Source organism: Halomonas sp. NyZ770 (assembly GCF_020616575.1).
Classification (GTDB): Bacteria; Pseudomonadota; Gammaproteobacteria; order Pseudomonadales; family Halomonadaceae; genus Vreelandella; species Vreelandella hamiltonii.
In genome coordinates this window covers 3,170,293-3,195,438 of sequence record NZ_CP085143.1, presented here as the reverse complement: position 1 = coordinate 3,195,438, position 25,146 = coordinate 3,170,293, and the positions used below count along the sequence as shown (strand labels likewise).

23 protein-coding genes are annotated in these 25,146 nt (G+C 60.8%); 16 read left to right on the top strand and 7 right to left on the bottom strand.

Going from position 1 to position 25,146, the window contains the following annotated elements; translation table 11 throughout:
- Positions 1-4: 4 nt before the first annotated feature.
- The 3 genes from LG409_RS14755 to LG409_RS14745 form a co-directional block, all read right to left on the bottom strand.
- On the bottom strand, positions 5-838 hold the full coding sequence (locus LG409_RS14755) for an ABC transporter permease (protein ID WP_016914894.1): 834 nt from the start codon (positions 836-838) through the stop codon (positions 5-7).
- Positions 835-1,812: an ABC transporter permease gene (locus tag LG409_RS14750; RefSeq protein WP_227407004.1), complete on the bottom strand. Its 978-nt coding sequence runs from the start codon at positions 1,810-1,812 to the stop codon at positions 835-837. The genes LG409_RS14755 and LG409_RS14750 overlap by 4 nt, the downstream gene beginning before the upstream one ends.
- Before the next feature lie 61 nt (positions 1,813-1,873).
- A complete protein-coding gene (locus LG409_RS14745; protein ID WP_227407003.1) occupies positions 1,874-3,433 on the bottom strand; it encodes an ABC transporter substrate-binding protein in 1,560 nt (519 codons plus the stop codon).
- A gap of 216 nt (positions 3,434-3,649) precedes the next feature.
- Here LG409_RS14745 and LG409_RS14740 point away from each other — a divergent pair, with 216 nt between their 5' ends.
- Together LG409_RS14740 and LG409_RS14735 are read left to right on the top strand one after the other, a co-directional pair.
- Positions 3,650-4,384, top strand: a complete 735-nt coding sequence (locus LG409_RS14740) for a GntR family transcriptional regulator (RefSeq protein ID WP_227407002.1) — start codon at positions 3,650-3,652, stop codon at positions 4,382-4,384.
- On the top strand, positions 4,362-5,402 hold the full coding sequence (locus LG409_RS14735; protein ID WP_227407001.1) for a histone deacetylase family protein: 1,041 nt from the start codon (positions 4,362-4,364) through the stop codon (positions 5,400-5,402). Before LG409_RS14740 ends, LG409_RS14735 begins: the two co-directional genes overlap by 23 nt.
- Here the strand turns inward: LG409_RS14735 and LG409_RS14730 are convergent.
- On the bottom strand, positions 5,399-5,704 hold the full coding sequence (locus tag LG409_RS14730) for a helix-turn-helix domain-containing protein (RefSeq protein WP_039180230.1): 306 nt from the start codon (positions 5,702-5,704) through the stop codon (positions 5,399-5,401). The genes LG409_RS14735 and LG409_RS14730 overlap by 4 nt on opposite strands.
- Positions 5,705-5,889: 185 nt before the next feature.
- Here LG409_RS14730 and LG409_RS14725 point away from each other — a divergent pair, with 185 nt between their 5' ends.
- The 13 genes from LG409_RS14725 to LG409_RS14665 all read left to right on the top strand — a co-directional run bounded on the left by LG409_RS14725 (position 5,890) and on the right by LG409_RS14665 (position 21,048).
- Entirely contained in the window at positions 5,890-9,549 is a 3,660-nt protein-coding gene (locus tag LG409_RS14725) for an ATP-binding protein (RefSeq protein WP_227407000.1), read from the top strand.
- Positions 9,546-10,175 (top strand): condensin complex protein MksE, encoded by a 630-nt coding sequence (locus LG409_RS14720; protein ID WP_227406999.1) that lies wholly within the window; start codon positions 9,546-9,548, stop codon positions 10,173-10,175. The genes LG409_RS14725 and LG409_RS14720 overlap by 4 nt, the downstream gene beginning before the upstream one ends.
- A gap of 8 nt (positions 10,176-10,183) precedes the next feature.
- On the top strand, positions 10,184-11,437 hold the full coding sequence (locus tag LG409_RS14715) for a hypothetical protein (RefSeq protein WP_227408132.1): 1,254 nt from the start codon (positions 10,184-10,186) through the stop codon (positions 11,435-11,437).
- On the top strand, positions 11,434-12,300 hold the full coding sequence (locus LG409_RS14710; RefSeq protein WP_227406998.1) for a DUF7281 domain-containing protein: 867 nt from the start codon (positions 11,434-11,436) through the stop codon (positions 12,298-12,300). Before LG409_RS14715 ends, LG409_RS14710 begins: the two co-directional genes overlap by 4 nt.
- A gap of 266 nt (positions 12,301-12,566) precedes the next feature.
- Positions 12,567-13,670, top strand: a complete 1,104-nt coding sequence (locus LG409_RS14705) for a DUF262 domain-containing protein (RefSeq protein WP_016914885.1) — start codon at positions 12,567-12,569, stop codon at positions 13,668-13,670.
- Complete coding sequence (locus LG409_RS14700) at positions 13,667-14,314, top strand: MAE_28990/MAE_18760 family HEPN-like nuclease (RefSeq protein WP_081195301.1); 648 nt, start codon at positions 13,667-13,669, stop codon at positions 14,312-14,314. The genes LG409_RS14705 and LG409_RS14700 overlap by 4 nt, the downstream gene beginning before the upstream one ends.
- A gap of 276 nt (positions 14,315-14,590) precedes the next feature.
- Entirely contained in the window at positions 14,591-15,562 is a 972-nt protein-coding gene (locus tag LG409_RS14695; protein ID WP_227406997.1) for a ribonuclease Z, read from the top strand.
- Between the two features lie 127 nt (positions 15,563-15,689).
- On the top strand, positions 15,690-16,322 hold the full coding sequence (locus LG409_RS14690; RefSeq protein WP_319799330.1) for a PAS domain-containing protein: 633 nt from the start codon (positions 15,690-15,692) through the stop codon (positions 16,320-16,322).
- Between the two features lie 47 nt (positions 16,323-16,369).
- A complete protein-coding gene (locus tag LG409_RS14685) occupies positions 16,370-17,311 on the top strand; it encodes a cation diffusion facilitator family transporter (RefSeq protein ID WP_227406996.1) in 942 nt (313 codons plus the stop codon).
- Positions 17,312-17,375: 64 nt separating this feature from the next.
- Positions 17,376-18,029 (top strand): DsbA family oxidoreductase, encoded by a 654-nt coding sequence (locus LG409_RS14680; RefSeq protein WP_227406995.1) that lies wholly within the window; start codon positions 17,376-17,378, stop codon positions 18,027-18,029.
- A gap of 728 nt (positions 18,030-18,757) precedes the next feature.
- Positions 18,758-19,378 (top strand): aspartate/glutamate racemase family protein, encoded by a 621-nt coding sequence (locus LG409_RS14675; RefSeq protein ID WP_227406994.1) that lies wholly within the window; start codon positions 18,758-18,760, stop codon positions 19,376-19,378.
- A 31-nt stretch (positions 19,379-19,409) separates the two neighbouring features.
- On the top strand, positions 19,410-20,765 hold the full coding sequence (locus LG409_RS14670; RefSeq protein ID WP_016913619.1) for an IS1182 family transposase: 1,356 nt from the start codon (positions 19,410-19,412) through the stop codon (positions 20,763-20,765).
- 115 nt (positions 20,766-20,880) lie between these two features.
- Positions 20,881-21,048, top strand: a complete 168-nt coding sequence (locus LG409_RS14665) for a hypothetical protein (RefSeq protein ID WP_446719083.1) — start codon at positions 20,881-20,883, stop codon at positions 21,046-21,048.
- A 25-nt stretch (positions 21,049-21,073) separates the two neighbouring features.
- Here the strand turns inward: LG409_RS14665 and LG409_RS14660 are convergent, their stop codons facing one another.
- Positions 21,074-22,270: an E22 family MetX-like putative esterase gene (locus LG409_RS14660; protein WP_227406993.1), complete on the bottom strand. Its 1,197-nt coding sequence runs from the start codon at positions 22,268-22,270 to the stop codon at positions 21,074-21,076.
- Positions 22,271-22,347: 77 nt separating this feature from the next.
- Entirely contained in the window at positions 22,348-23,520 is a 1,173-nt protein-coding gene (locus tag LG409_RS14655; protein WP_227406992.1) for a UbiH/UbiF/VisC/COQ6 family ubiquinone biosynthesis hydroxylase, read from the bottom strand.
- Between the two features lie 96 nt (positions 23,521-23,616).
- Here LG409_RS14655 and LG409_RS14650 point away from each other — a divergent pair, with 96 nt between their 5' ends.
- Positions 23,617-24,483 (top strand): NAD-dependent protein deacetylase, encoded by an 867-nt coding sequence (locus LG409_RS14650; protein WP_227406991.1) that lies wholly within the window; start codon positions 23,617-23,619, stop codon positions 24,481-24,483.
- Here the strand turns inward: LG409_RS14650 and LG409_RS14645 are convergent.
- Positions 24,480-25,094 carry a DNA-3-methyladenine glycosylase gene (locus LG409_RS14645; RefSeq protein WP_227406990.1) on the bottom strand — a complete coding sequence of 205 codons (615 nt, stop codon included), beginning with the start codon at positions 25,092-25,094 and terminating at the stop codon, positions 24,480-24,482. The two genes, LG409_RS14650 and LG409_RS14645, sit on opposite strands and share 4 nt — an antisense overlap.
- Positions 25,095-25,146 lie beyond the last annotated feature (52 nt).

Genomic DNA, 25,146 nt, shown 5'->3' with positions numbered 1-25,146 from the left:
GCTCCTAACGCTCACGGGAAAGTTTGGGGTTCAGCGCATCGTCCAGCCCTTCACCGACCAGGTTGAGTGCCAGAACGGTCAGCAGAATGGCCACGCCAGGGAAGAAGCTCAGCCACCATGCCTGGCGAATCACGGTACGCGCGGCACCGATCATGTAGCCCCAGGACATGACGTTCGGGTCGCCAAGCCCCAGAAACGAGAGCGACGACTCCAGCAGAATCGCCGTGGCCACCATGAGCGAGGCCAGCACGATGATGGGCGAGAGCGTATTGGGCAGGATCTGGCGCAGGATGATGGTGGTATTGGACTGGCCGACCAGCCGAGCGGCCTCGACGTACTCCCGGTGGCGCAGCGACATGAACTCTGCCCGCACCAGGCGGGCCACGGGCGGCCAGCTCACCAGGGCAATGGCCAGCACGATGGAGGTCACGCTGGGCTGCATGATGGCCACCAGCACGATGGCCAGGGCAAAGTTGGGGATGGTCTGAAAAAACTCGGTGATGCGCATCAGCACGTCATCGATCCAGCCACCGTAATACCCGGCAATGGCCCCCAGCGGCACGCCAATCAGCAGCGCCACGCTGGTGGACACCAAGCCAATCAGCAGCGATACCCAGGCGCCATGCATCAGGCCCGCCGCCACGTTGCGGCCCATGGTGTCGGTGCCCAAGGGGAACCCCTCCTGCGAGAACGGCGGCAGGAAGGGGCGCTGCACCATGCGCCAGGGCGATTCGGGAAACAGCAGCGGGGCAAGAAGGGCCATGGCGATGATCACCAGCAGAATGACCAGCCCCACCAGCGCCCCGCGGTTCTGGGCGAAACGTGCAAAAAAGCTCATGAGGCCCCCTTGATGCGTGGGTCTGCCAGGCGATACACCAGATCGGTGAGAATGTTGAACACGATCACCAGCGCCGCAGAGAAGAAGAAAATACCCAGCAAGAGGTTGTAGTCACGCTGTTGCAGCGCTTCGAACATCAGCCTGCCGATGCCGGGCCAGGCGAACACGGTTTCGGTGAGGATCGCGCCGCCCACCATTTGCCCGGCCTGCAGGCCCGCCAGCGTGATGATGGGAAGCAGAGCGTTGCGCAGCACATGGCGGCGCTGGATGACGCCCGGCTTGAGCCCCTTGGCCCGGGCCGTTTTGACATAGTCCTGCTGAGCGGCATCCAGCATGGAGGTGCGCGTCATGCGGGTGTAAATCGCCATGAAAAAGAGCGCCAGGGTCGTGGCAGGCAGCACCAGGTGTTTCGCCACGTCCAGCGCCAGGGCCAGCCCGGTATGGCCAGCGCCCACGGTGTACAACCCATAGGCAGGCAGCCAGCCCAGGTACACCGAGAACACCACCACGGACATCAGCGCCACCCAGAACAGCGGCGTTGCGTAGAACACCAGTGCCAGCGCCATGATCAGCGAGCCCGATGGCTTCTTGGCTCTGGCCGCCGCCATGGAACCGGCAATGATGCCCAGCACCAGCGAGAGCACAAAGGCGGTACCGGTGAGCAGCAGCGTGGCGGGCAAGCGCTCCATGATCAGGTCGAAGACGGGCGTGCCCAGCCGGTAGGAGTAGCCAAAATCCAGCATGGCAATGCCAGAGACGTAGCGCCATAGCTGCACGTAGATAGGCTGGTCGAGGCCGAAGCGCACGCGCAGCTGGTCGAGAAACTCCTGGTCGGCGGCACCGGCTTCCCCGGCCAGAATGGCCGCCGGGTCGCCGGGGGCCATCTGAATCAGGAAGAAGTTGAAGATCACGATCAAAAAAAGGACGATCACGGCTTTGAACAGCCGCATGACGATCAAGCGGGCATATAACATGAGCATATTCCTGACATAGCTGAAACACCCGGGTCGCCATGGCGGCCCGGGTGGCACCTACCTAGCGGTCCAGCCAGGCATCCTTGAAGCCATCGTTCACGCCGACCCCTGAGGTCACCAGGTCCTGAACATCACAGCGGTAAAGGGTGGGGAAGCCAAGCTCCATCAGCCAGCCAACCGGAACATCCTCATGCAGAATTTCCTGCACTTCACGGTAGAGGGCTTCGCGCTCCTCATCAGGAAACGCCGTGGCGGCGGCATTGAACAGCTCATCTACCCGCTCGTTCTCATAACCCTGAACGTTATTCCAGGGGGAGCCCTTGGCGATGTTGTCAGACAGGTAGGTACGTGAAATGCCCAGCGCAGGGTCGCCGTACTGGAAAAGATAGGTAAAGGCCAGGTCGTAATCCCAGTCACCCAGGCGCTGGTTCCAGCCGCCCACGTCGGTGGCCTGGGTGCGGACGTTGATGCCAACTTCACGCAGGTTCTGCTGCACGGCTTCTGCCCAGCGGGTCCAGGTCTCGCCGTAAGGCAGCGGTAGAATGGTGATCTCTTCGCCGTCGTACTCCATTTCTGCCAGCAGCTCCCGAGCGCGCTCGGGGTTGTGGTCGTAGGGCTCCAGGCCGTCATACTGGAAGCTGGCATTCGAACCAAAGGCCGACAGCGGTACATTGCCCAGCCCATTCCAGAGCACGTCGCGGGCAAATTCGCGGTCCATGGCGTACATCACGGCCTGGCGGAAGCGCTTGTCGGCGGTGGGGCCTTCCCGGTTGTTCATCCACAGCATGGCAAAGGGGCTGAAATACTCATGGCCCTGTTCGGTCATGCAGACGTTATCCATGGCCGAAAGGCGCGGAATATCGAAGTTTTCCACGGTGCCGCTGGGCAGGACATCGATGGTGCCATTCTCGAAGGCCACGGCCCGAGAGCCGCCATCGGGAATCACGTGCCAGTTGACCCCATCCAGGTAAGGCAGGCCCTCTTCGTAGTAGTCGTCGTTTCTGACCAGCTCGATGACCGTGCCACGCTCCCAGTTGGCGAACTTGAACGGCCCCGTGCCAATCGGGTGGCCATTGTGCTCGTTATTGCGGAAGTCGGTGCCTTCGTACAAGTGCCTGGGCACCATGGTGAAGGTGCCCGCCTCGAACGAGATCAGGAAGGGGCCGAAGGGCTCGGTCAGGGTAAACACCACCGTGTGGTCGTCGCTGGCCTCGATGCTTTCCACATGCTGTAACACGGCCCGTGCGCTGGGGTTCAACTCACGGTGGAAAACATCGGCAGAAAACACCACGTCGTCGGCGGTGAAGGGCTCTCCATCGTGCCAGGTGACGTTATCGCGCAAGTGGAAGGTATAGACCCGGCCATCGTCGCTGACCTCCCAGGACTCGGCCAACTGGGGCATGGGCTCCAGGTCGGTGGTGTAGCGCAGCAGGCCTTCATAGATATTGCCCGCCACGGTACGCGTGGGGGCGTTCTGAATCATGCCCAGTACCAGCCCCGGCGGCTCGGGTTGAATGATGGTGTTGACCGTTCCACCGGATTGCGGGTCTGCGGCCAGCACGGATGTGGAACCCAGCGCAAGCGTGACGGCAGAGAGTGCCAAAGCCAAAGGTGTTTTCATGTTTCCTGCTCCTCGGTTTATTGGTACGTAAAAGCTTTACGTCGTCGTTAGTCGAGCGAGGCGTGACGTGTCTGGGCCTGATTGTGGTGTTTGTTGGCGGCCCTTTTTGACCATAGCAGCGGCTGGTAAAACTGTCGACAGTCGTCAATCGTCCGTCGACAAGTGCGGTTTTTTTGTCATACTCAAGCCATGTCATGGCGACCAAGAGTAGACTTTATGGCCCCTTTGCCAACGGCGCCGCAGGCGGTTATCCAGCAGCACAATCTGGTCGAGCAGGTGGCGGACTACCTGACCCAAGCAATTATTCAGCAACACTTTTTACCCGGCGAACGGCTTTCTGAAGTGCAGCTTTCCCGCGCGCTGGGGGTGAGCCGTGCGCCGGTCCGTGAAGCAGCGCGCTTGCTGGAGAGCCGCGGTTTGCTGATTTCGAAGCCGCGCAAGGGCTTCTTCGTACGTGCGTTGAATACCGTTGAACTGGAGGATGTCTTCGACCTGCGGCTGTGCATGGAGCGGCACGCCATTCAGCGCCTGTGCGAGCGTTACACGCCCGAGGCCGAACAGGCCTTGAAGCAGCAGGTAGCCGTGCTGTGCGAGGCTGCCGCCGGCAACGACGGCACGCGCCGCATCGAAGAAGACCTGACGTTCCACCGCCTGATGCTGCACTACGCAGGCAACGAGCGTCTGCTGCGGGCCTTCGATGACCTGGCCCATGAATTACGCCTCTGCATCGCGCTGATCACCAAAACCCATGAAGCCCCCGAGACCATCGCCACCAGCCATTTCAAGTTGCTCGACGCCCTGGCCACGGGCCGCCCGGAAGCCTGCCGCGAGGCCATCGATTTTCACATCGGGGTAGCCAGAGACTTCGTGGTGAAGGGGGTGGGCGAGAGTGAGAGCGAAAGCGAAAGCGAGAATGGAGACCCGGCCAATGAAGACCTTCTTTCACGCTGAACAGCGCCTGCACCATCCGCGCACCTACTTCTCGCGGGGCAAGATGCGCGCCCCGCAGGAAGTACCCGAACGCGCCACGGCGCTGCTGTCGGCCGTGCACCGGCTGGGGTTTGATGTGCAGGCTCCCATCGACCACGGCGTCGCGCCGTTACGGGCCGTGCACTCGCTGGCCTACCTGCGTTTTCTGGAAAGTGCTTATCGGCGCTGGCATGCGCTGGACGAAGACTGGGGGGACGAAGTGATCTCCAACATCTTCGTGCGCTCGCCCAACGCCCTGCGCGGTATCCTGGCCGAAGCGGCACGTTACCTGGCCGATGGCAGCGCGCCAGTGGGCCAGCACACCTGGCACTCGGCGTACTGGTCGGCGCAAAGTGCCGTGTCCGGGGCGGAGGCGTTATTGGCTGGGGAGCGCTTCGCGTATGCTCTGTCACGCCCGCCGGGCCACCATGCGGGCATCGACTCCGCCGGTGGTTTCTGCTTTCTCAACAATGCCGCCATTGCTGCCCAGCATCTCACCGCGCGGTTTCCGCGCATCGTCGTGCTCGACCCGGATATGCACCACGGTCAGGGCATACAGGAGATCTTCTACCAGCGCGACGATGTGCTCTATATCTCCATCCATGGCGATACCACCAACTTCTACCCGGCGGTTTCCGGCTTCGAAGAGGAGCGCGGGGAAGGGGCCGGGCTGGGCTACAACCTCAACCTGCCCATGCCCCACGGCTCGGCAGAAGCGGTGTTTTTCGACCGCCTGGCCCAAGCCTGCCAGGCCATTCGCCTGTTCGAGCCCGATGCGCTGGTGCTGGCGCTGGGGTTCGATATTCATGAACGCGACCCTCAGGCCAAAGTAGCGGTATCGACACCAGGTTTTGGCGAGTTGGGACGCACCATCGCAGGCCTCGATGTGCCCACCCTGGTGGTACAGGAAGGCGGCTACTACCTGGAAGGGCTGGAAGCCAACGCGGTGAGCTTTTTTGAAGGATTGCTGGGAGCGAAAGAAAGAAGGGAGAACGATTAAGCCAGTATTTCCAACCCCTTTTCGGCCACCAGGTTTAGCAGCTTGAGCGAAGGACCATTGGGTTTTTTCTGGCCTTGTTCCCACTTCTGGATGGTAGACACGCTAGTGTTCAGGTATGCGGCGAACACGCCTTGGCTGGCGTGATTCCTGGTGCGGATCTGCTTGATCTGTATGGCTGTATACTCTTTGACAGGCGGCAGGCAGAGCGCATCGAACTCACGCAGCGTGGTGTCTTTCATCACACCCGCCGTGTGCAGGTCTTGAGCCGTTTCATGCACCATATCCAGAATTGATTTATCCATCGTTTTTAACCTCGATCAATGCGCCATACCTGATGGCTTCGGTCAATGCCGTGTCATTATAATTCTTATCATCCATGTGTGGCACTCGGTGCTATATATGACTTGCCCTTTTTGAACCGCGTAGCTGCTTTGGTCTGTGTCTGGCAAGATAGCGTTTTCGGACGTTAAACGATCAAGGACACGGCATGGCGCATCTGCTACGCATCGTGATGATTCACGGCCACCTGAACGGCGTGGTCGAACTCAGTGTGGACGGTCACACCAATATTTGCGGCACCAACGCGTCGGGTAAAACCACGCTCCAGCGGCTGGTGCCGGTGTTTTACGGCGAGCTGCCCAACAAGGTGGTGCCGAAAACCCGCATGAAATTCGATGCGTTCTATTTGCCCCATCGCAACAGCTACCTGGTATACGAATACCGCCGCGAAGCGGGCAACGTGTGCCAGGCGGTGCTGACCCGCAAGCAGGAAGGCGGCGTGGAGTATCGCTTCGTCGGCGCGCCTTACCGCCCGGAAGACTACCTGGTCGAGACCGAGCAGGGCCCGCTGGCGCTGGACTACACCCAGTGGGCCAGCGGGCTGCGCCGCAGCGGTACGCCGGTGTCGCCCAAGCTGGGGGCCACCTCCGAGTTCCGCTCGGTGATCCAGAACGACTTTACCCAGCTCCACGGCAACAGCCGCGATGGCCTGAAGCTGCGCCAGATCGCCGCCCAGTTCAGCCTGGTCAATCCCGAGCGGCGCATTCGCCATATCGAAAAGCTGGTCTCGGCGGTGCACGCCAAAGAGGGCAAGATGGACACCCTCAAGACCATGCTGGCGGCGATTTTCGAAGAGGACGGCGTCGAGCTGCCGGTTACTCGCATTCGCAGTGCCAAGGCCCGCGAGTGGATTCACCAGATGCGCCAATCCATGCGCCTGGAGCCGCTGCAGGCCGCGTTGGCCAAGCTCTCCGGCATCGACCGTGAACTGGCCGAGCTCGATACCACCCTGTGGCAACTCAAACCCCAGCTGGCCGCCGACCGCGAACAGGCCCAGCGGCAGGTCGCCGACCTGGAAGGCGAACTCAACCGCCACCAGCGGGAGTTTCAGGCCGAAGAGCAGGCCTACGGCGAACGGCGGGATGCGCTCAACGACCAGCACAGCGAAGTGGCAAGCCAGCTGCAGCACGCCCAGCACCGCCTCAACGACCTGCAAACCCGCTTCGAGCAGTACGCCGATGCCGACATGCCCGGCCTGGAGCGGGACATCAACGCGCTGCCCCAGTGGCGCGAACAGCGCGACCAGTTGCAGCAACACCTGCAAGTGATGCAGGACGCAGTAAAGGAAAGCCAGGCGCGCCTGGATGGCCGACTGCGCGAACTCTCCGAAAACCTCGCCCGCCAGACTCAAGAGCACCAGGAACTGATCGACGCGCTGGTGGAAGAGAAAGCCGAGCGTCGCGAGCAGCAGTGGCAAACCGAACAGCAGCATAACGAGCGCTACCAGCAGGCCCGCCAGCGGCTGGAGAGCGAGTATCAGGCCCAGCTGGAGCTAGGCGTCGAGCAGCTGGCCGAGCTGAAGGCCCAGCTGGCCATGCCCAGCCAAACCCGCGAAGAAGCCCAGGAGGCCGAGCTGGCCCAGGCGCGGCTGGACGATGCCCAGCAGGCCCGCAGCGCGGCCGGGGCCACCCTGGAAGCGCTGCGCCGCGAGCTGGAAGCCCACAAGCGCGAGCGCGACACCGCCGAACAGCATCTCGTGCAGTGCCGTCAGCAGCGGGAGCGTGCCGAGCAGCACTGCTACACCCTTTACCAGCAGCAGACCCCCGAACAGGGCAGCCTGCGCCACTTCCTGCGCTACCACCGCCCCGGCTGGGAACAGCAGCTTGGCAAGGTGATCGCCCCGGAACTGCTGGAGCGCCGCGACCTCGCCCCCCAACTGGCCGACAACGCCAGCGACGACCTGTTCGGGCTGGCGCTGGACCTTTCCGCCATCGCGCTGCCCGACTACGCCCAGGACGAAGCCAGCCTGCTGGCCGCCATCGAGGAAGCCGAGAGCGCCAAGGCCCGAGCCCACACCGCCTGCACCGCCGCTGAAAAGGCCCTCAAGCAGCACAACGAGCGGGTACAGCAGGCCGATGAAGCCCAGGACACCGCCCGCTTGGCCCACCAGCGCGCCGAGCAGGAGGTGGAGTACGCCCTGGAAGCGCGCCGCCAGCAGCAGGCCCGCCACGCGGAAAGCCAGAAAGCCCGCCGTGCCCACATCGAAGCCGCCCTGGCCCGCCAGGAGCAGGCCCAAACCGAGCTGCGCGACGAGAAGCGCGACGCCCTGGCCGAGCTGGCCGAAACCCACCAAGGCCAACTGCTGGAACTCAAGGCCGACGCCCAGAGCCAGCTCGACAGCCTCGATGCCCAGCTACGCACTTACAAACAGCAGCTCAGCGATGCCAACGCCGAACACCAGCGCCAGCGCGCCGAGCTGGAAGAGGCCTTCAGCCAGGAGCTGGCCGAACAGGGCGTCGACCCCGCCCAGCTCAAGGCCACCCGAACCCGCCTGGAAGCGCAGAACGAGCGCATTCGCAAAACCGCCGCCCGCCAGGAGGAGCTGGCAGAGTACCAGCGCTTCATGCGCATCGAGTGGGGCCAGCACAAACCCCAACTGGTGGCGGAAGAGGCCGAGCTGGCCCAGCGCGACCAGCAGCTCAAGCGCGACAAAGCGCATCTGAAAAACGCCTTCCACGCCGCCAGAGAGGCCCACCAGCAGGCGGTGAACGGCCTGAAGGCCCAGCGCGACAGCGCCCGTGGCACCCTGGAAGCCCTGACACCGCTGCTCAACCAGCTGGAAAGCCTGGAGCTGGTGGCCGAAGGCGCGCCGCTGGAAGCCAGCCTGGGCGATGTGGACGAGCGCATCGAGCGCACCCGCCAGGCCCTGGCCAGCCGCCACCAGCAGCTGGAGCAACTGCGCCGAGGCTGTCTGGACGTCGAAAGCCAACTGATCAAGGACGCCAGCAGCGGCTTTGCCGATGCCCTGCAAAGCGAGCGCGACAAGCTGCCCAGCGACAGCCCCCGGCTACTGCTGCCGCTGCTGCGCGGCATGCTCAAACTGCTGGAAGACCAACAGCAGCAGCTGATTCAGGAAGGCCGCAACCTCAGCGACGACCTGGACAAGTTCTTCATCGTCTTCCGCGACCTGAACCGGCGCATCAGCGCCCAGAGCCGTCGGCTTTCGGAGGAGGTCGCCGACGACCTGCGCCTGGAAGGCATCACCAAGGCGGAAGTACGCATTCAATCCACCATCGACGAGCTGGGCTTCTGGGAGCCGCTCAAACTGTTCGCCCAGCGCTACAAGGCGTGGCGGGAGTCCGGCCAGACGCTGCCCAGCGACGACTACCTCAACGCCCTGGCCGACGTGGTCGATTTGCTGCGCAGCGACCAGCAGTACAGCTTCGAAAGCCTGCTGCGCCTGGAGCTGCACCTGAACGAAGGCGGCACGGACCTGGTGATCAAGAACGACCGCCAGTTGCTGGAGTCCTCCAGCCATGGCATGGCGTATCTGATTCTGTGCAAGTTCCTGCTGGCGTTTACCCGCCTGCTGCGGGGCGATGCGCACATCGCCATCCACTGGCCCATCGATGAGATCGGCACCCTGGCCTACCACAACGTCGAAAAACTGTTCGATGCCTGCGACAGCAACCGCATCCATATCGTCGGGGCCTTCCCCAACCCGGAATCCGACGTACTGCTGCTGTTCGCCAACCGCTACCTCATCGAACGGGACGCCCAGCAACAGCGCCAGCTCAAGCGTATCGAGCCGCGTCTCAGCGCGCTGGCGCAGAAAATCAAGCAGCGCCAACAGGAGGTGAGCGCATGATCGAACACGGCCCCCTGCTCGAACGCCTGCTAGCAGGCGATTTCATCTGCGCCATCAGCGACGACAACGCCTACCGCCACCTGGCCAACGAAGAGACCCGCGAGGTCATCGACGCCTACCTGCGCCCGCTCAATCGGCGGCTGGCCAGCAACGAGGATGCCAGCGTCTACTTCCTGGCCTGGCGGCAGCTCAATGACACCGCCCGGGAGCAGCTCTCCCGCCAGCTCGCCGATACGCTCAACAGCCTGCTGCCCATGCTGGAGTGGCTGCAACTGGTACAGGAAGCGCTGGGCCGCGACGCCCTGGCCGCCCCTGGCGATGTGCTCAAACCCGCTGAGTTCAGCGCCAAGTGCGAAGACAACCAGAGCCTGCGCGAGCGCCTGGAACGGCTGGCCACGGACAGCTTCTTTGGCTCCCAGAGCGACCAGCTGGATGCCCAGGTGAAGCAGATCTTCAAACGGCTGAAAGAGCACGGCTACCTGATGCAGCCCCACAGCGAACGCCAGGTGTTCGTGGTGACCGGCAAGATGGACTACCTGGTGGACGTGGTGCGCTTCATCCGCGACGAAGAGAAACTGCCCATCAATGCCGACGAAGAGACGGGCACGCAGGAGGCCCTGCTGTGAGTAGAAGTATGGGCAATGGGGCGAGCAGTGGCGTGGGCGAGTTGGAGAGCCGCCTGCTCAAGACCGGCGCGGAACGCCTGGCACTGCTGGGCAAGCACGCCGAACGGCTGATGCTGGCCTACACCCGCGACGACGTACCGCTGGAAGGCCTGAGCGACGGCGCACTGCGCAAGCTGCTGGCCGCCCGGGTGCTGTGGCGGCCCGACGAGCAGAGCGGCGTCAAACTCTCGCCCAAGGTGCGCGACCTGATCGCCGAAATGCTCGCCGACGAAACCCGCCGCCACGTCAATGCCGACGTGGCCGAAACCCTGGAGCTGATTCGTACCCAGGTCGACAGCTACCGGGAAGCTCGCAGCAAGGGCGAACACTGGCGCCAGGAACAACAGCTACTGCGCCTGCGCCAAGAGGTAGACGACCTCAACGGCCGCTTTGCCGACGCCATCGACAGCCTGTGGCAGCGGCTCAACAGCGATTTCGGCTTCGTCAGCCAGCTCAACGACAAGATCCGCGAGAACGACCGCGCCCAGAAGCAGATCGTGCGGCTGCTCGACGGCCTCGCGCTGATCGACTTCGACGAGCTGATCGCCCTGGTGGGTAGCGACGGCAGCCTGCGCAAGCTGCTCATCAGCCAGCTCCAGAACCGCCTGAGCCACCACTACACCAGCCTGCGGGAAGTGCAGCGGCGGCTGATCGAACTCATGGCCCGCTTCCGCAAGCAGCAGGCCCGCAGCCGCCTGATGTCCGGCATGGCCGCCTTCATGCGCGAACACCCCGGCTTCGTGCCCGGCAACTACGCCCAGCGCAGCGAGGTGCCCGCGCTGTTCAACCGCGCCGCGCCGCTCAACCCCGCCGCCGCCCCAGCGCTGGACCGCCCCCTGGACACCCGGGTACTGGCCGAGCTGCTGCACGAGCTGCCCGCCCCGCGCCACGCCGCGCAAAACGTGGCCGTGGCCAACCCCGTGCAGCTCGCCGAAGAGAGCATGGCCGCCGCCCGCCAGCAGGCCCTCAAGCTGGACGTCGAACGCTTCTACCTCGCCGTGCTCGACCAGCCGCCTGCCGAGCCGGTCAGCGCCCTGGCCTACCTGCAACAGAGTGGCCTGGAGTGGGCAGATGAAATATGGCTGTTTCAGGTGATCGCCGAATACCAGGGCCTGCCGCGCCGCGAGCAGCAGGCCTTTCGCCTTCATCAGGAAGAGAGCAAGGCCAGCGCCTATAACGACCTGCGGCTGATTCATGATGTGGCCCTGGCGGTGGCGGTATGAACTTGCCCAGCCGCGCACGGGCAGGGCTCAACGGCGTGGCCCGGGAACTCAACCGCCAGCCCACGGTGGAGAAGCCCCGCCGCCAGTGGGTGGAAGACGTGGTGGCCTGGTGCCGCCAGCAGGATATCGATCTCGGCATGCGGCTTTCCAGCCAGGCCCTGCGCTTCGATGCCGAGCTGCTGGCGCAGATCGATAACGTTCTGGCCAGCGCCCACCTCGCCCCGCTGGGCCGCTCGCTCAGCGGCCTGAGCAGCGCCGCCCAGGCCAAAGAGGGCGTAGAGGAGGACAAAGCCACTCGCGAAGGCCCCCGCGCCTGGCGAGTACTGCTCAGCCTGCCGCCCCAGCCCACTCCGGGGCTTTCCCACGAGCCGCGCTGCAGTCGCGATGTGGACGTTCGCCACCTCACGTTGGGGGCCTTCGGCGCGCTGGTGCAGGTGGAAAACCTCGACAGCTTCTACGCTTTCAACCCGAACATCAGCGCCCTCAGCGGCTACGCCCAGCCGCTCATCGCCTACCGAGGCGACAGCCACTATGGCGGCGGCTTCGCCCACCTGGCCGAGGTATGGCGCAAAACCCGCAGGCCGCACCTCTACGCAGGCGACTTCGACGCCAAGGGCGTTACCCTGGCGCTGGACAGCGGCGCCACACACCTGCTGCTCCCCGACATAGCGTGGCTCAGCCAACACGCCACCCCCCTGCACCAGCCCGCCGGGCAGCTCCCCTACCAACGGCGCCTGCGCCAACTCCACGTCAGCCTACCGCCCCAACACCCGCTAAGGCCCTACCTCACGCTGCTGGAAAAACAGCGCGGCCTCAAACAGCAGTGGTTTGAGGGGGAATTGGTGGCGGTGGGGGTTGGTTAGCGGATTGGTTTCTGCCTCTTGGCTGGGAGAATCAGCCGTGCAGTGCTTTGCTTGCGGTTTGGTGAGGCAGAGCAGAACGTGCCAGCGTGCAACTTTGGGCTGTTCCGGCTACTTTTTCTTTGCTTTCAGGCGAATCGGTGGGGTAGAGTCGATTGAGGTGGCTACATAACACTCAATGAATGAGCGGTCAGGTTTATTAAAATTATGTAGCCTTCCAGGTAGCCAGTGTTTTTAAAATCAATTAATGGAAAATGCAAGGAATATTGATGAGTCTCGAAAAAGAAATAAAGACAGCTAGGAAAGAGATAGTATCTGACGGGTATGATATGTCCTTGGGTGAGGTCATGAATTTGTATAAAGATGGTGAGCTAAGGATAAACCCTGAATTTCAAAGGCTATTTCGTTGGGATATTACTAGAAAAACAAGGTTCATTGAGTCGATATTGTTAGGCATCCCGATACCCCCAATTTTCGTTTTTCAGGACAAAGATGGAAATTGGGAGTTAATTGATGGTCTTCAACGTCTTTCAACTATTTTAGAGTTTACAGGGATTTTAAAAGACCCAGAAGGCAAGAAAGTAGAGCCCAGTACGCTTGAGGGGACTAAGTTTTTGCCAAGCCTATCTGATAAGCGATGGCAGGTATGGGTAGACGGGGATGCTGCGATTGATAAATCGATGCAAATGCAGGTGAAACGGGCTAGGATACGCGTTGAGATTTTGCTTAAAGAAAGTGATGAAAATGCCAAGTATGAGCTTTTTCAGCGTTTAAATACAGGGGGTGCACAACTATCACAGCAGGAAGTTAGAAATTGTATCGCTGTTATGATTAATCCTGATTTGTATAATCTTTTGATTAAGCTTTCCAAAAATGATGATTTTGTTGAAACGACAAATCAAACAGAGAGCGCTGTAGAAAAGCAGGCAGGGGTTGAACTTGTTCTTAGATATTTTGCATTTAAGCACCACCCTTATACAAATGGTTTAGATGTTCATGAGTACCTTGACTCTGCGCTGGTAGAAATATCTAAGAATGAAGAAATTGATTGGGAAAAAGAGGAGGAAGAGTTCGATAAAACATTCAGCTTGCTAAATGAGTCACTGAGTGATAAAGCATTTAAACGCTGGGATGGTAATAAGTTTAGTGGGAAGTTCTTAATGTCACTTTATGAAACTATTGCCTTTGGTGTTTCTCAAAATATCGATGAAATTACTAATCAGGGTAGAAGCGATCAAAAGGAGTTTGTCATTTCTAGAGCGAAGGAGCTTTGGACTGACCCTGTTTTCGAGAAAAATTCTGGTGCAGGAGTGAGAGGGACAACACGCCTTTCAAAGCTCCTTCCAATGGCTAAAGGTTTCTTCAAGCCATGAGTAAAATTAGAACGATTGACCAGCTTCAAACTATCTTGGATGGTGAGTTTTCATGGCGATTGAAAGAAATTGCAAATTTAAAGATTGTTGTTCGGTCGTCTGATAAGCTCAGCAGAAACACAGCCGTCAGAGCTGCAATACCTTTGTTGTATGGACATTGGGAAGGTTTTATAAAAAACGCATCAACGCACTACTTAGACTACGTAAATGGACAGTCATTAACTTATAGAGAGCTGAAGTCTTGCTTTGTAGTTTTTGGTGTTAAAAGAAGAATTAATGATTTGGTTAGTTCTAAAGATTCTTCTGTCTCTATCGCTACTTTAGATTTTTTACGGGATGAGCTTGATGAAAGAGCGAAGCTGAAAATTGAATCGGCGATTCGGACTGAATTTAACTTGAGTTCAAAGGTATTTGCTAATATTGCTAAGTCCATTGGTATTGATACTCAAGGTTATGAATCCAGGTACCACCTCATCGACGAGAGTTTGTTGAACAGGAGAAACCATATAGCGCATGGTGAATATTTAGATGTCGACTCAGAAGGGTTTCGAGAGTTAGCAGATGAAATACTTTATTTGCTACGTTCATACAAGACAGATATAGAAAATGCGGTCTCGCTTGAAGAATATAAGCTAAGTGCATAATAATTGCTTCCAATGTAATGTCAAAAACCGTATTTTTTATTACTCGCTGCGCTAAAGTGCTAATAAAAGCTGTTCCTTGGGTGCAGCTGGAAACGTTATTCTTGTCTTCATGCTAATTGCTATAATCACATATTGCATCAGCCGCATTTACAGTATGTATATAGGGGTTAGTTAGGTTTGTTAGTTATTTTAAAAGTGCAGTGGTTTAAGTTTGGCTGGATGATGTTTATTGTTTTAATTGTAAAGGGAGTGTATAGGCGTGGTTACGAGCAAGTTATGAACCTACTTTTCCTCGGCACTTCCGCCGGTGTGCCTACCAAACAACGCAACGTCTCCGCCATCGCCTTGCAAGGGAGCAAGGGCAAGGGCTGGTATCTGGTCGATTGCGGGGAGGGCACTCAGCATCAGGTGTTGCACACCAGGCTGTCGTTTCATTCGCTGAAGGCCATTTTGATTACCCATGTGCACGGCGACCACTGCTACGGGTTGCCGGGCATTCTGGCCAGTGCGGCCATGGGTGGGCGCACGGCGCCGCTGACCCTTGTGGCACCCAAGGGTATCCAAGCCTGGCTGGAAGCTACCTGTGCGGTCACCCAGCTCTGCCTGCCCTTCGCGCTGGAGTTCATCTGCGCCGATGACCTGCCCAGCATCGAATTCGAGAACATGGCGGTGGAAACGAGTGCGCTTTCCCATCGCGTGCCGTGCTACGCCTATACGTTCACCGAGCGCAACGTGGAGGCCGCCCTGGATGTGGATAAATTGGATCGGCACGGCATTCCCAGAGGGCCGTTGTGGGGGCAGTTGAAGCAGGGGAGGGAGGTGGCATTCGAAGGCAAGCCGCTGCGCAGCCAGGATTACCTGCTGTTCAAACACGCCCCCAGAAAAGTGGTGATTGCCGGGGACAACGACCGGCCTGAGCTGTTGGCGCAGGCGTGCGCTGGGGCGCAGGTGCTGGTTCACGAGGCCACTTACACCGAAGCGATGGCTGAGAAAGCCGGTGAGGTAGGGCATAGCTACGGCAGGCAGGTGGCGGCGTTTGCCGAGCAGGTCGGCTTGCCCCACCTGGTGCTGACTCACTTCAGCCCCCGCTACCCGCTCATTTCCCATACCGTGCCTGCCATTGAGGATATCCAACGCGAGGCACAAAGCGTTTACTCAGGCGCGCTCTTCCTGGCGCAGGACTTTAGCGAGTACCACCTGGATAAAGCGGGCCATGTCACCGAGCAAACCCAGGAGCCGCCTGGTTAATCGTTGCTTGCAAGTGAGTTTGGCGTTGGACTTGGCGGTGCGGTCTCGGCATAGTGCCCTTCGAAGAGTACGACTTAAGTCGCTGGGTAAAGGGCTGACGTACCGCTGCATTCCACCATGAAGGGCCATGACCAGCATGTCTGAGCAAGACAGTATCTATGAAAGCATCGCGTCGCGCATGAACGGGTTTCTGTACCGCTGCCGCAACGATGAGCACTACACCATGCTGAACCTGAGCGGCAGGGTTCAGGAGCTGACGGGCTATACCAGTCATGATTTGATCGGCAACCGCCAGCAATCTTACGTGGCGTTGATTTACGCTGAGGATGCGCCGGGGCTGGATCAGGCCATCGAGCGGGCCATCGCTGCCGATAAGAACTGGCACGCCGATTATCGGGTGCGCTGTAAAGATGGCCGCCTGCGCTGGGTGAGCGAGTACGGCGGTGCCGTGAAAGATGACGAGGGAAACGTCATCTGCCTGGAAGGGGTGGTCACCGACATTCAGCAGCGGCGGCAAAGTGAAGAGCAGCTGGGCACCATCAGCCGCGACATTGCCACTGAAACCGAGAAAATTGCCCATTCACTGAAGATGCTGCAACTGCTCAGCATCAACGCGGGGATCGAAGCGGGGCGGGCAGGCGAGGCTGGCAAAGGTTTCGCGGTGGTTGCCGAGCACGTGCGCCGCCTGGCGGATGACACCAGCAGCTCGGCAAAAGTGATTACGGGATTGATGAAGCAATTGAGAGAATTGCAGGATTGAAAGAGTTGCAGGATTGATCGGATTTTCGCACTGAAAGGGATACCGTCATGCGTAGTTTCGACCTGAGCGATGAGAGCGGCGTACTGAGAACGTCCATCGCCGTCACGCTGGTGATTGCGGGTCTGGGCATCGGCTTTGGCCTGATGTCGGGGTCGTTTTCGATCATGTTCGACGGCATCTATGCCCTGGTGGATGCCAGCATGAGCCTGCTCTCGTTGCTGGTGGTGAACCTGATTACCTCGTTCGTGTCGTCGAAAGGGCTGTCGCGCAAGCTGAGGGAGCGCTTTTCCGTGGGCTTCTGGCACCTGGAGCCCATGGTGCTGGGCGTTAATGGCACGCTGCTGATTGGCGTGGCGGTGTATGCCCTGGTCAACGCCATCAGCAGCCTGCTGGAAGGCGGGCGCGAGCTGGAGTTTGGCTGGGCAATCGTCTACGCGGTGATCACCCTGGTGGCGTGTGTTTCCACTGCTATCGTGGAGGCTCGCGCCAATCGCCGTATCGGCTCTGACTTCGTGCGCCTGGACGTGCGGGGCTGGATCATGTCGGCAGGCATCACGGCGGCGCTGCTGGTGGCGTTCTCGCTGGGCTATCTGGTGCAGGGCACGTCGTGGGAGTGGATCTCGCCCTACATCGACCCGGCGGTGCTGGCGGTGGTGTGCGTCATCATCATTCCGCTGCCGATTTCTACCGTGCGCCGCGCGTTGGCGGATATCTTCCTGGTCACCCCGAGCGCCTTGAAGCAGCATGTGGATCAAGTGGCACAGGCTTTCGTGCAACAGCACGGGTTTACCACCTACCGCGCCTACATTGCGCGGGTGGGTCGCTCCAGGGAAATCGAACTCTATTTTATCGTCCCCGCCGATGCGCCCCCGCGCACCATTGGCGAATGGGATACCCTACGTAACGAAGTCAGTGACTTGCTGGGCGACGAAGGGCCGCACCGCTGGCTGACGGTCGTGTTTACCGGAGACCTGGAGTGGGCGGATTGAGGCAGTGGCATGGCCATAACTGCCGGATGTTACCCATGATGAATGAACCCAAAGGAGACACTCCATGCAAAAGGTAAGAATCGATCTGGTATCCGATGTGGCCTGCCCGTGGTGTGCGGTTGGCTATCGGCGCCTGGAGCAGGCGTTGGAGGTGCTCGCTGGCGAGATCGAGATCGAGCTGGTCTGGCAGCCTTTCGAACTGAATCGGGACATGCCGCCCGAGGGCGAGCCGATTCTGGAGCATCTGTGCCGCAAGTACGGCAAGGATGCGGCCACCATGGAACAGTCCCAGCGCGAGATCATGGCCGCCGCCGAAGCGCTTGGCCTGAATTTCCGTGGCGCGCTGGAGCGCCGGGCGAACAACACCTTCGCCGCGCACCGTGTGCTGGCCTGGGCCGGAACGCAGCACCAGGAAACGGCGCTGCAACTGGCGCTGTTCGAGGCCTACTTCGGCGAGGCGAAAAATCCCGCCGACCCCTTGGTGCTTCGCGAAAAAGCTATCGAGGTGGGGCTGGATGGCGACACCGCCGAGGCCATCGCCCGTTCTGACCAATACGCCGAAGAAGTGCGTGAAGCCGAGCAGCGCTTCATGGACATGGGCGTCAGTGCCGTGCCGGGCTTCATTCTCGATGGCCGCTACCTGATTTCCGGCGCCCAACCCGCCGATGTGCTGGTCGATGCGCTGCGTCAGGTGGCCGAGGAAAACGCCAGCGGCTAATGTGTGGGAAGCGCTGCCTGAAGTATGTGGCATCGGAATCTTGTGGACGACGAAGGTCTGCGCCGCTGGCTGACCGTCGTGTTTACCGGAGATCTGGAGTAGCCAGGTTGAGCTTTCACAACCAACAATGCAACGAGTAAGGGAGTCATGATGCCAAGGATGCAAATGCGCCCGCTGATGGCCAGCTTGTTGGCGCTCTTGGGGCTATGGATGGCGCTACGTCCATTACCGGATGCCGCCTTTTCTCTATCGATCGCTCTGGCTGGCCAAGAGGACATTTCTTCAAGCGTATTGATGGCTCAGGTTGTGCATTTTTTTAGCAATACTCTGATCGGACTGAGCCTTATTCTGTGGCGTGAGGCATTGAGCCGATGGCTGGTGCCGCAAGGGTCAGGTGTATTGGTAAGCCCCCGAGCCTGCATGGCGGTGGGGACAGCGCTCATGGGTATTTATTTTGTCGCTGCTGGCACGGTGCTGTTGGGGGAATTTCTCGCGCAACAGCGGCCAAACGCTAGCGCTTACTTATTAGGGCGTGGGGGGACCTCCGTGGTCGTGGGAGCCGTTTTGCTTTTAAGCTCAGCGGGGGGCAGCCGGTTATGGGCGCTACTGTTAAAACTGCGAAGTGCCGGATGGCGGTAAGCATGTGAGCCTCTGATAGAGTCCGAAGCCTGGTCTGCTGCCTTCGCAATACACTCTCTTTCTTGTGACCAAAAGGTGGAAGTGCATCCATGAAAACCATCGGCTTGATCGGCGGCATGAGCTGGGAGTCCACCCAAACCTACTACCGCCTCGTCAACCAGCATGTGCGCACGGCACTGGGCGGGCTGCATTCTGCCAGGGTGGTGCTGTACAGCGTGGATTTTGCCGACATCGAGGCGCTGCAGCATCAGGGCAACTGGGAGGCGACTGCCGAGATATTGGCAGCGGCGGGCAGCGCGGTGGAGGCCGCGGGGGCCGATTGTCTGGTGCTGTGTACCAACACCATGCACAAGGTTGCCGAGCCGCTGGAAGCGGCGGTCTCCATTCCGCTATTGCATATCGCTGATGCCACGGCCCAGGTGCTGCAACGCCAGGGCATTACCTGCGTAGGTTTGCTGGGCACCCGGTTCACCATGGAACAGGCGTTTTATATCGAGCGTTTGCAGCGCCACGGTATCGAAGTGGTGGTGCCCACCGAACCACAGCGCGAGCGCGTGCACGTGGTGATCTACCAGGAGCTGTGCCTGGGCGTGGTGAAATCAGAGGCCAAAGCCGACTACCTGGCGATCATCGAGGCGCTTGCCGAGCGCGGCGCGCAAGGGGTGATTCTAGCAGCCTGTCGGTCTTTCCGTTGCACCGTGAGATACTGACCACCGTCATCGCCGAGCTGAGAAGATCGCCATGAGCCGCTTCATCCCTGTGGATCGCCAGACCGATTACCTGCTGCCGCCTTCGGTAGACGAGTGGTTGCCCGATGGTCACCTGGCGCGGTTCGTTGTCGATGTTGTCGAACAACTGGACCTCTCGACGTTGACCCGGCGTTACATGGGGCGGGGTTCCAAGGCACATCACCCGGCGGTGCTACTGAGCCTGCTGATCTACGGCTACGCCACCGGGGTGGTCTCCAGCCGCAAGATCGAGCGTGCCACCTATGACTCGGTGGCGTTCCGCTACCTGGCCGCCAATACCCATCCCGACCATGACACGCTGGCCACCTTTCGCCGCCGCTTTCTGCCGGAACTGGAACAGTTGTTCGTACAGGTGCTGCTGCTGGCCCGCGAGATGAAGCTGCTCAAGCTTGGCACCATCGCCCTGGACGGCACCAAGCTCAAGGCCAACGCCAGCAAGCACAAGGCGTTGTCGTATGGCCATGCCAAGAAGCTGGAGGCACAGTTCAGGGCAGAGGTGAAAGCGCTGACCGAGCGGGCCGAGTCGGCGGACAAGGAGGACGCGGCCGACGGCATGGATATCCCCGCCGAGATTGCCCGCCGTGAAGCCCGCCTGGCGGCCATCGCTGAGGCGAAGGCCAAGATCGAGGCGCGCGCCGAGGAGCGGGACGCCACCGAGCAAGCCGCCTATCAGGAAAAGGTGGCGCGGCGGGAGGCGCAGCGCAAGGCCGGCAAGAAGCCCCGTGGGCGTGACCCCGAACCGCCCACTGGTGGCCCGCGTGACAAGGATCAGATCAATTTCACCGACCCGCAGTCGCGCATCATGCCGGTCACCGGCAAGGGGTTTGATCAGTGCTACAACGCCCAAGCCGCGGTTGATACCGAGAGTCTGCTGGTGACCCATGTCCACGTCACGCAGGCGACCAATGACAAGCAGCAAGTCATGCCGCTACTGACGGCCTGGCAAGGTTACCCGGAAACGCTGGGAAAACCTGACCACCTGCTGGGTGATACCGGCTACTTCAGTGCCAGCAATATCCAGGCCTGCCATGACCATGGTATCGAACCGCTGTTGGCGATGAAGCGAGACGTCCATCACCTTCCGGTCTTTGAACGTTTCGCCGCGGATCCGCCTGCCCCGGAGAGCGAGGACCCCGTCGAACAGATGGCACACCGCTTGAAGACGCAGGCGGGCCGAGCGCTCTACGCATTGCGCAAACATACCGTGGAGCCGGTCTTCGGGATCATCAAACACGTGATGGGGTTCCGGCAGTTCTCGCTACGCGGACTGGATAAGGTCAGCGGCGAGTGGCGATTGGCCACCATGGCGTGGAATATCAAGCGGATGCACCGGTTGACGGCGGGCTGAGGGCTCGCCGCGCCCAACCGGCCAGCAGGCAAGGCGTCAGAACCGCCTTGCAGAAGCTGAGGGGCAGGTTAAGAGCCACACAACAGCACCAACACCAACACCAACACAGGGGGGGGTGAAGAACCCACGCCTCAGCTCATCCATTAACCTCAAGTCCGACAGACTGCTAGGCTGCACCGAAATCGGCCTGCTGGTTCAACAGGCCGACACTCCCGTGCCGCTCTTCGATACGACCGAGATCCATGCAGAGCAGGCGGTGCAGTGGGCGCTGGAAAGCCGCTAGCGAGATTGGCCTTCCAGGCGCTGTGTCACTCCAAAAACGCCCGCAGCGTATCGCTGGCTTGCTCGATGGCCACCACGCCATCCAGGTGGCCTCGGTTGCCTTCCAGCGTTTCTAGCGTCACCTCAGTACCGTCGGCTTCGATCAGCTCGGCGGTGCGGCGTACGCCCTCGGGGGCGAAGACCAAATCGTTCTCGCTATACAGCATCAATGTGGGGGCTTCGATGGCGGCCAGCCCCGCTTCCAGCGAGTCGCCGTAGCCAGCCATGAAGGTCTGGTTGGCGCGCACCAGGTAGAGCAGGTGGTTGGCATCGGAAAGCGCCGCACGGGCGGCGGCGATGTCATCCAGGGTTTGTTCGATGGCATAGCGGGCGGTGATGTCCTGAGCGGGGTCGCGCGCGTCGTCGGCCCAGTCGCGGTTGAATGCTTCGTTGGCCCACTGCCAGTGGTTGGCATTGAGCGTCACCAGCTTCAGCGCCTCTTTGAGCCCGTCGGTGGGCGGCTCGCCGTCGTAATAGTCGCCTTCGTTCCAGCGGGCATCCAGGCGAATCGGCGCGGCCCAGGCGCTGAGCGTGGCCAGCAGCCACGGGTCGGCCACACCGCCACCAATCACGGGAATCAACCGCTCGACCCGCTCAGGGTAAGCGCTGGCCCACTCGATGGCCTGCAAGGCACCCATGGAAGCGCCCATGACCGCATGCAGTGATTCAATGCCCTGGCTTTCCAGCAGGGCGCGCTGCACCTCGACAAAATCACGGATGGTTACGACCGGAAAATCCATGCCCCAGGGCTCGCCAGTATCGGGGTTGAGGGTGGCAGGCCCCGTGGTGATCACGTTCGGGTCGTTCGCCCCCAAATTGACCAGCGTATCGGAAGAGATGATGTAGTACTCATCGGTATCCAGCGGCTTGCCAGGGCCAATGATGGCATCCCAGTAGCCGGTAGCCTCACCCTCGGCCTCGTAACGGCCTGCGGCGTGGCTGGTGCCTGAGAAGAAGTGCGTAATCAGAATGGCGTTATCGCGCGCCTCGTTCAGCTCGCCGTAGGCTTCCCAGCCCACCGCCACGTTGGGAATCGTCTCGCCGCCCTGGGTGGTAAAGCTCTCGATCTCGAACCGCTGCTTCTCGACCACGCCATCCCAGGCCCATAAGGGCGTGGCCAGCAACAGGCCAATGCTGGTGAACGAGGCGGCCGTTACTAGCGCGAATGGTTGCTTGCGTCGCATGCGCTTTCCTTTTTTGAGGGGTTATTGTGGTTGTTTTAGGGCTGCTTTCCGCAGCCACTCCCTCAGCATAGTCAGCTTCAGCCCACCTTGAACGGATTCAACCCATTGGCCTGCTGCATCATCATACGTTTGGCAAACGGCACTCGCTCGGCGAGGTGCAGGCTGAGATCACCCAGTTGGCGGAGCGGCTTGGCCCCGGTGAAGAGGTGGTGGAAGCTGTCGGTGGCGGCAATCATCGCCTGGTTGGCCAGACGCCGGTGGCACTCGAAACGGTGCAGGCTGATGTGGTCGCCAGGGTCACGGCCTTTGATGATCAGCTCGGCCAGGGTGTCGGCGTCGTGCAGGCCGATGTTCAAGCCTTGACCTGCCAGCGGGTGTACCACGTGGGCGGCGTCGCCGATCAGCGCGAGCCGTTTGCCGATGTAGCGTTTGGCGTGCTGGCGCTTGATAGGGAAACTGGCCCGTGCCACCACCCGGGTCAATTTGCCCAGCCGTTTGGGGAAGGTGGTTTCTATGGCGTGTTGCAGGGCGTCGTTGGAAAGCTGTTCGCGGGCCTTGGTGGCCTCATCGCTGTCGTACCACACCAACGAGGCGCGGTGGCCGAGCAGCGGCAGCATGGCCAGCGGGCCTTTGGGGGTAAAGTACTGCCAGCTGACATCCTGCTGGGGAAGCTCGGTCTCGACGTTGATGATCATCGCCCGCTGGTGGTAGTCGTAGCTGCTGGTGGAGATGCCTGCCAGCTCACGCAGGGTTGAACGTGCGCCATCTGCGGCCACCATCAACCGGGCGCTGAGGGTCTTGCCGTTGTCCAGCTCCAGCAGCCGATGGGTGCTGGCGGCCAGCGTACTCACCGGGGCACACTGGGTGTAGCATGTGACGCTGGGAAGCTGCTCCAGGCGTTGCCAAAGGGCGTACTGCAGGGCGCGGTTTTCGATGAAAATCCCGAAATCGTTCATGCCGCTGTCGTGGGCCGAGAACAGCGAGTGACCGCTGCCATCCAGGTTGGAGACATCGATGTGCCGGAACGGGCAGCAGCGCTCTCCCGGCAGGACCGCACCGCTGGCTTTCACGAACGCCAGCGAGCGGGCGTTGAGTGATGAAATACGCAGGTCGTAATCGCCGCTGGGGGGCGTGGGAGCGCTGGCGCGCTCTACCAGGCCAACCGACATGCCCGCCTGGCCCAGCCTGGCCGCCAGGGCCGCGCCCACCATGCCGCCACCAACAATGACAATCTCGTGATCCCACTGCATGAGAGGCTCCTTAATCCGCTATCGAGGGCACATTGCATGTGCTTATATTGTCCTACAGTATCGTTGACTTGTCGCAGTATTGCCTAGGGTGATCCATTGACGCAGGCCGTGGAAAGTGTCGAAAAACGAGAGAGCAGCCAGGTGGCCGGGGAAGCACTGGCCGCCTTTATCAAGCGCTACCCCAAGCTCTGGGTGATTACCGGGGCGGGCGTCAGCACCGACAGCGGCATCCCCGATTACCGCGATGCCGATGGCCAGTGGAAGCGCCCGCCGCCGGTGCAGCACGGCGATTTCATGAGTTCCTTCGCCGTTCGCCAGCGCTACTGGGCGCGAGCGCTGGTAGGCTTCAAGGCCATGCGTGAAGCCCAGGTGAGCGGCGCGCATCGTGCGTTGGCGAAGCTCGAGGCCATGGGCCATGTGGAGCTTCTCGTCACGCAAAACGTCGACCGCCTGCACCAGCGGGCGGGCTCGAAAAAAGTGATCGATCTGCACGGCAGGGCAGACGTGGTCGCCTGCATGGCCTGTGGCTACCAGATGATGCGCCACGCCATGCACAGTGAAATGGCCCGCATGAACCCCGCCTTCGCCGCGCTGGAGGCCCGCCACGCGCCGGACGGCGATGCGGATCTGGAAACCGATTTCTCCACCTTCAAGGTGCTGGACTGCCCGCGCTGCCGGGGCATCCTCAAACCGCAGGTGGTCTACTACGGCGATGTGGTTCCTCCGGCGCGGCGCCTGGCGGCTCAGGAGGCGCTGCAACGTGCCGACGCGGTGCTGGCAGTGGGTACGTCCTTGATGGTCTATTCCGGCTACCGGTTCTGTCGCGATGCCCACGCCATGGGCTTGCCCGTGGCCTCGCTGTCGTTGGGCGTGACCCGCGCAGATGCATTGCTGACCCATCAGTGGCGCGCACCGCTGACGCCGGTATTGGAGCAGGCAGTGGCCTGCTTGCAGAACGCTTAACGCGCTTTAGATACCCAAGGGTTGCCCTCGCTCCACAACCGCCAGGGGGCGTCGCGGTCGGCGGGCTGGGCGTAATCGATGCCCACGCGTGGGCCGCTGGCAACGGCGCCGGGTGGTTCGCCCGGTGAAATCCATAGCCCGTCCGTGGGGGCGTCGCGTTGCGTCATGTCGTGGCCGTAGAGGGCGTTGTCGATACGCAGTGCACGGGTGAGTTTGCCGGGGCCGTTGCTGAGATTGCGCCCCGCCACGCTGCGCCATGCCCGCATGGCAGGCTCGCCGATCACCGGCTCTACCGCTCGAATCAGTACTGCGCAGGGGTTGCCTTCCGGCTGTGTCACCACGTTCAGCAGCCAGTGCATGCCGTACACCAGATACACGTAGGCGTGGCCGGGTGGGCCAAACATCGCCTCGGTGCGCGGGGTTCGGCGCCGATGGGCATGGCAGGCGGAATCGTCCGAGCCCCGGTAAGCCTCGGTTTCCACGATGCGTGCTGCCATGAGTTCGCCATCGAGCTGGCGCACCAGTAAACAGCCTAGCAAATCGCGGGCGACCTCCAGCGTATCGCGATTGTAGAAGGCCTGGGGCAGGGGAGTGAAAGCCTCTTGTTCCATCGGTAATTTAATACGGGTTAAAGCGTCTCTATGCGGCATGCTATCGCCCATT

Coding starts and splice junctions, on each gene's coding strand:
- LG409_RS14725 (WP_227407000.1), top strand. CDS start 5,890: ATGGCGCATCTGCTACGCATCGTGATGATTCACGGCCACCTGAACGGC.
- LG409_RS14670 (WP_016913619.1), top strand. CDS start 19,410: ATGAGCCGCTTCATCCCTGTGGATCGCCAGACCGATTACCTGCTGCCG.
- LG409_RS14655 (WP_227406992.1), bottom strand. CDS start 23,520: ATGCAGTGGGATCACGAGATTGTCATTGTTGGTGGCGGCATGGTGGGC.
- LG409_RS14750 (WP_227407004.1), bottom strand. CDS start 1,812: ATGTTATATGCCCGCTTGATCGTCATGCGGCTGTTCAAAGCCGTGATC.
- LG409_RS14660 (WP_227406993.1), bottom strand. CDS start 22,270: ATGCGACGCAAGCAACCATTCGCGCTAGTAACGGCCGCCTCGTTCACC.
- LG409_RS14745 (WP_227407003.1), bottom strand. CDS start 3,433: ATGAAAACACCTTTGGCTTTGGCACTCTCTGCCGTCACGCTTGCGCTG.
- LG409_RS14730 (WP_039180230.1), bottom strand. CDS start 5,704: ATGGATAAATCAATTCTGGATATGGTGCATGAAACGGCTCAAGACCTG.
- LG409_RS14735 (WP_227407001.1), top strand. CDS start 4,362: ATGAAGACCTTCTTTCACGCTGAACAGCGCCTGCACCATCCGCGCACC.
- LG409_RS14685 (WP_227406996.1), top strand. CDS start 16,370: ATGCGTAGTTTCGACCTGAGCGATGAGAGCGGCGTACTGAGAACGTCC.
- LG409_RS14675 (WP_227406994.1), top strand. CDS start 18,758: ATGAAAACCATCGGCTTGATCGGCGGCATGAGCTGGGAGTCCACCCAA.
- LG409_RS14680 (WP_227406995.1), top strand. CDS start 17,376: ATGCAAAAGGTAAGAATCGATCTGGTATCCGATGTGGCCTGCCCGTGG.
- LG409_RS14700 (WP_081195301.1), top strand. CDS start 13,667: ATGAGTAAAATTAGAACGATTGACCAGCTTCAAACTATCTTGGATGGT.
- LG409_RS14690 (WP_319799330.1), top strand. CDS start 15,690: ATGACCAGCATGTCTGAGCAAGACAGTATCTATGAAAGCATCGCGTCG.
- LG409_RS14645 (WP_227406990.1), bottom strand. CDS start 25,094: ATGGAACAAGAGGCTTTCACTCCCCTGCCCCAGGCCTTCTACAATCGC.
- LG409_RS14705 (WP_016914885.1), top strand. CDS start 12,567: ATGAGTCTCGAAAAAGAAATAAAGACAGCTAGGAAAGAGATAGTATCT.
- LG409_RS14710 (WP_227406998.1), top strand. CDS start 11,434: ATGAACTTGCCCAGCCGCGCACGGGCAGGGCTCAACGGCGTGGCCCGG.
- LG409_RS14740 (WP_227407002.1), top strand. CDS start 3,650: ATGGCCCCTTTGCCAACGGCGCCGCAGGCGGTTATCCAGCAGCACAAT.
- LG409_RS14720 (WP_227406999.1), top strand. CDS start 9,546: ATGATCGAACACGGCCCCCTGCTCGAACGCCTGCTAGCAGGCGATTTC.
- LG409_RS14715 (WP_227408132.1), top strand. CDS start 10,184: ATGGGCAATGGGGCGAGCAGTGGCGTGGGCGAGTTGGAGAGCCGCCTG.
- LG409_RS14755 (WP_016914894.1), bottom strand. CDS start 838: ATGAGCTTTTTTGCACGTTTCGCCCAGAACCGCGGGGCGCTGGTGGGG.
- LG409_RS14695 (WP_227406997.1), top strand. CDS start 14,591: ATGAACCTACTTTTCCTCGGCACTTCCGCCGGTGTGCCTACCAAACAA.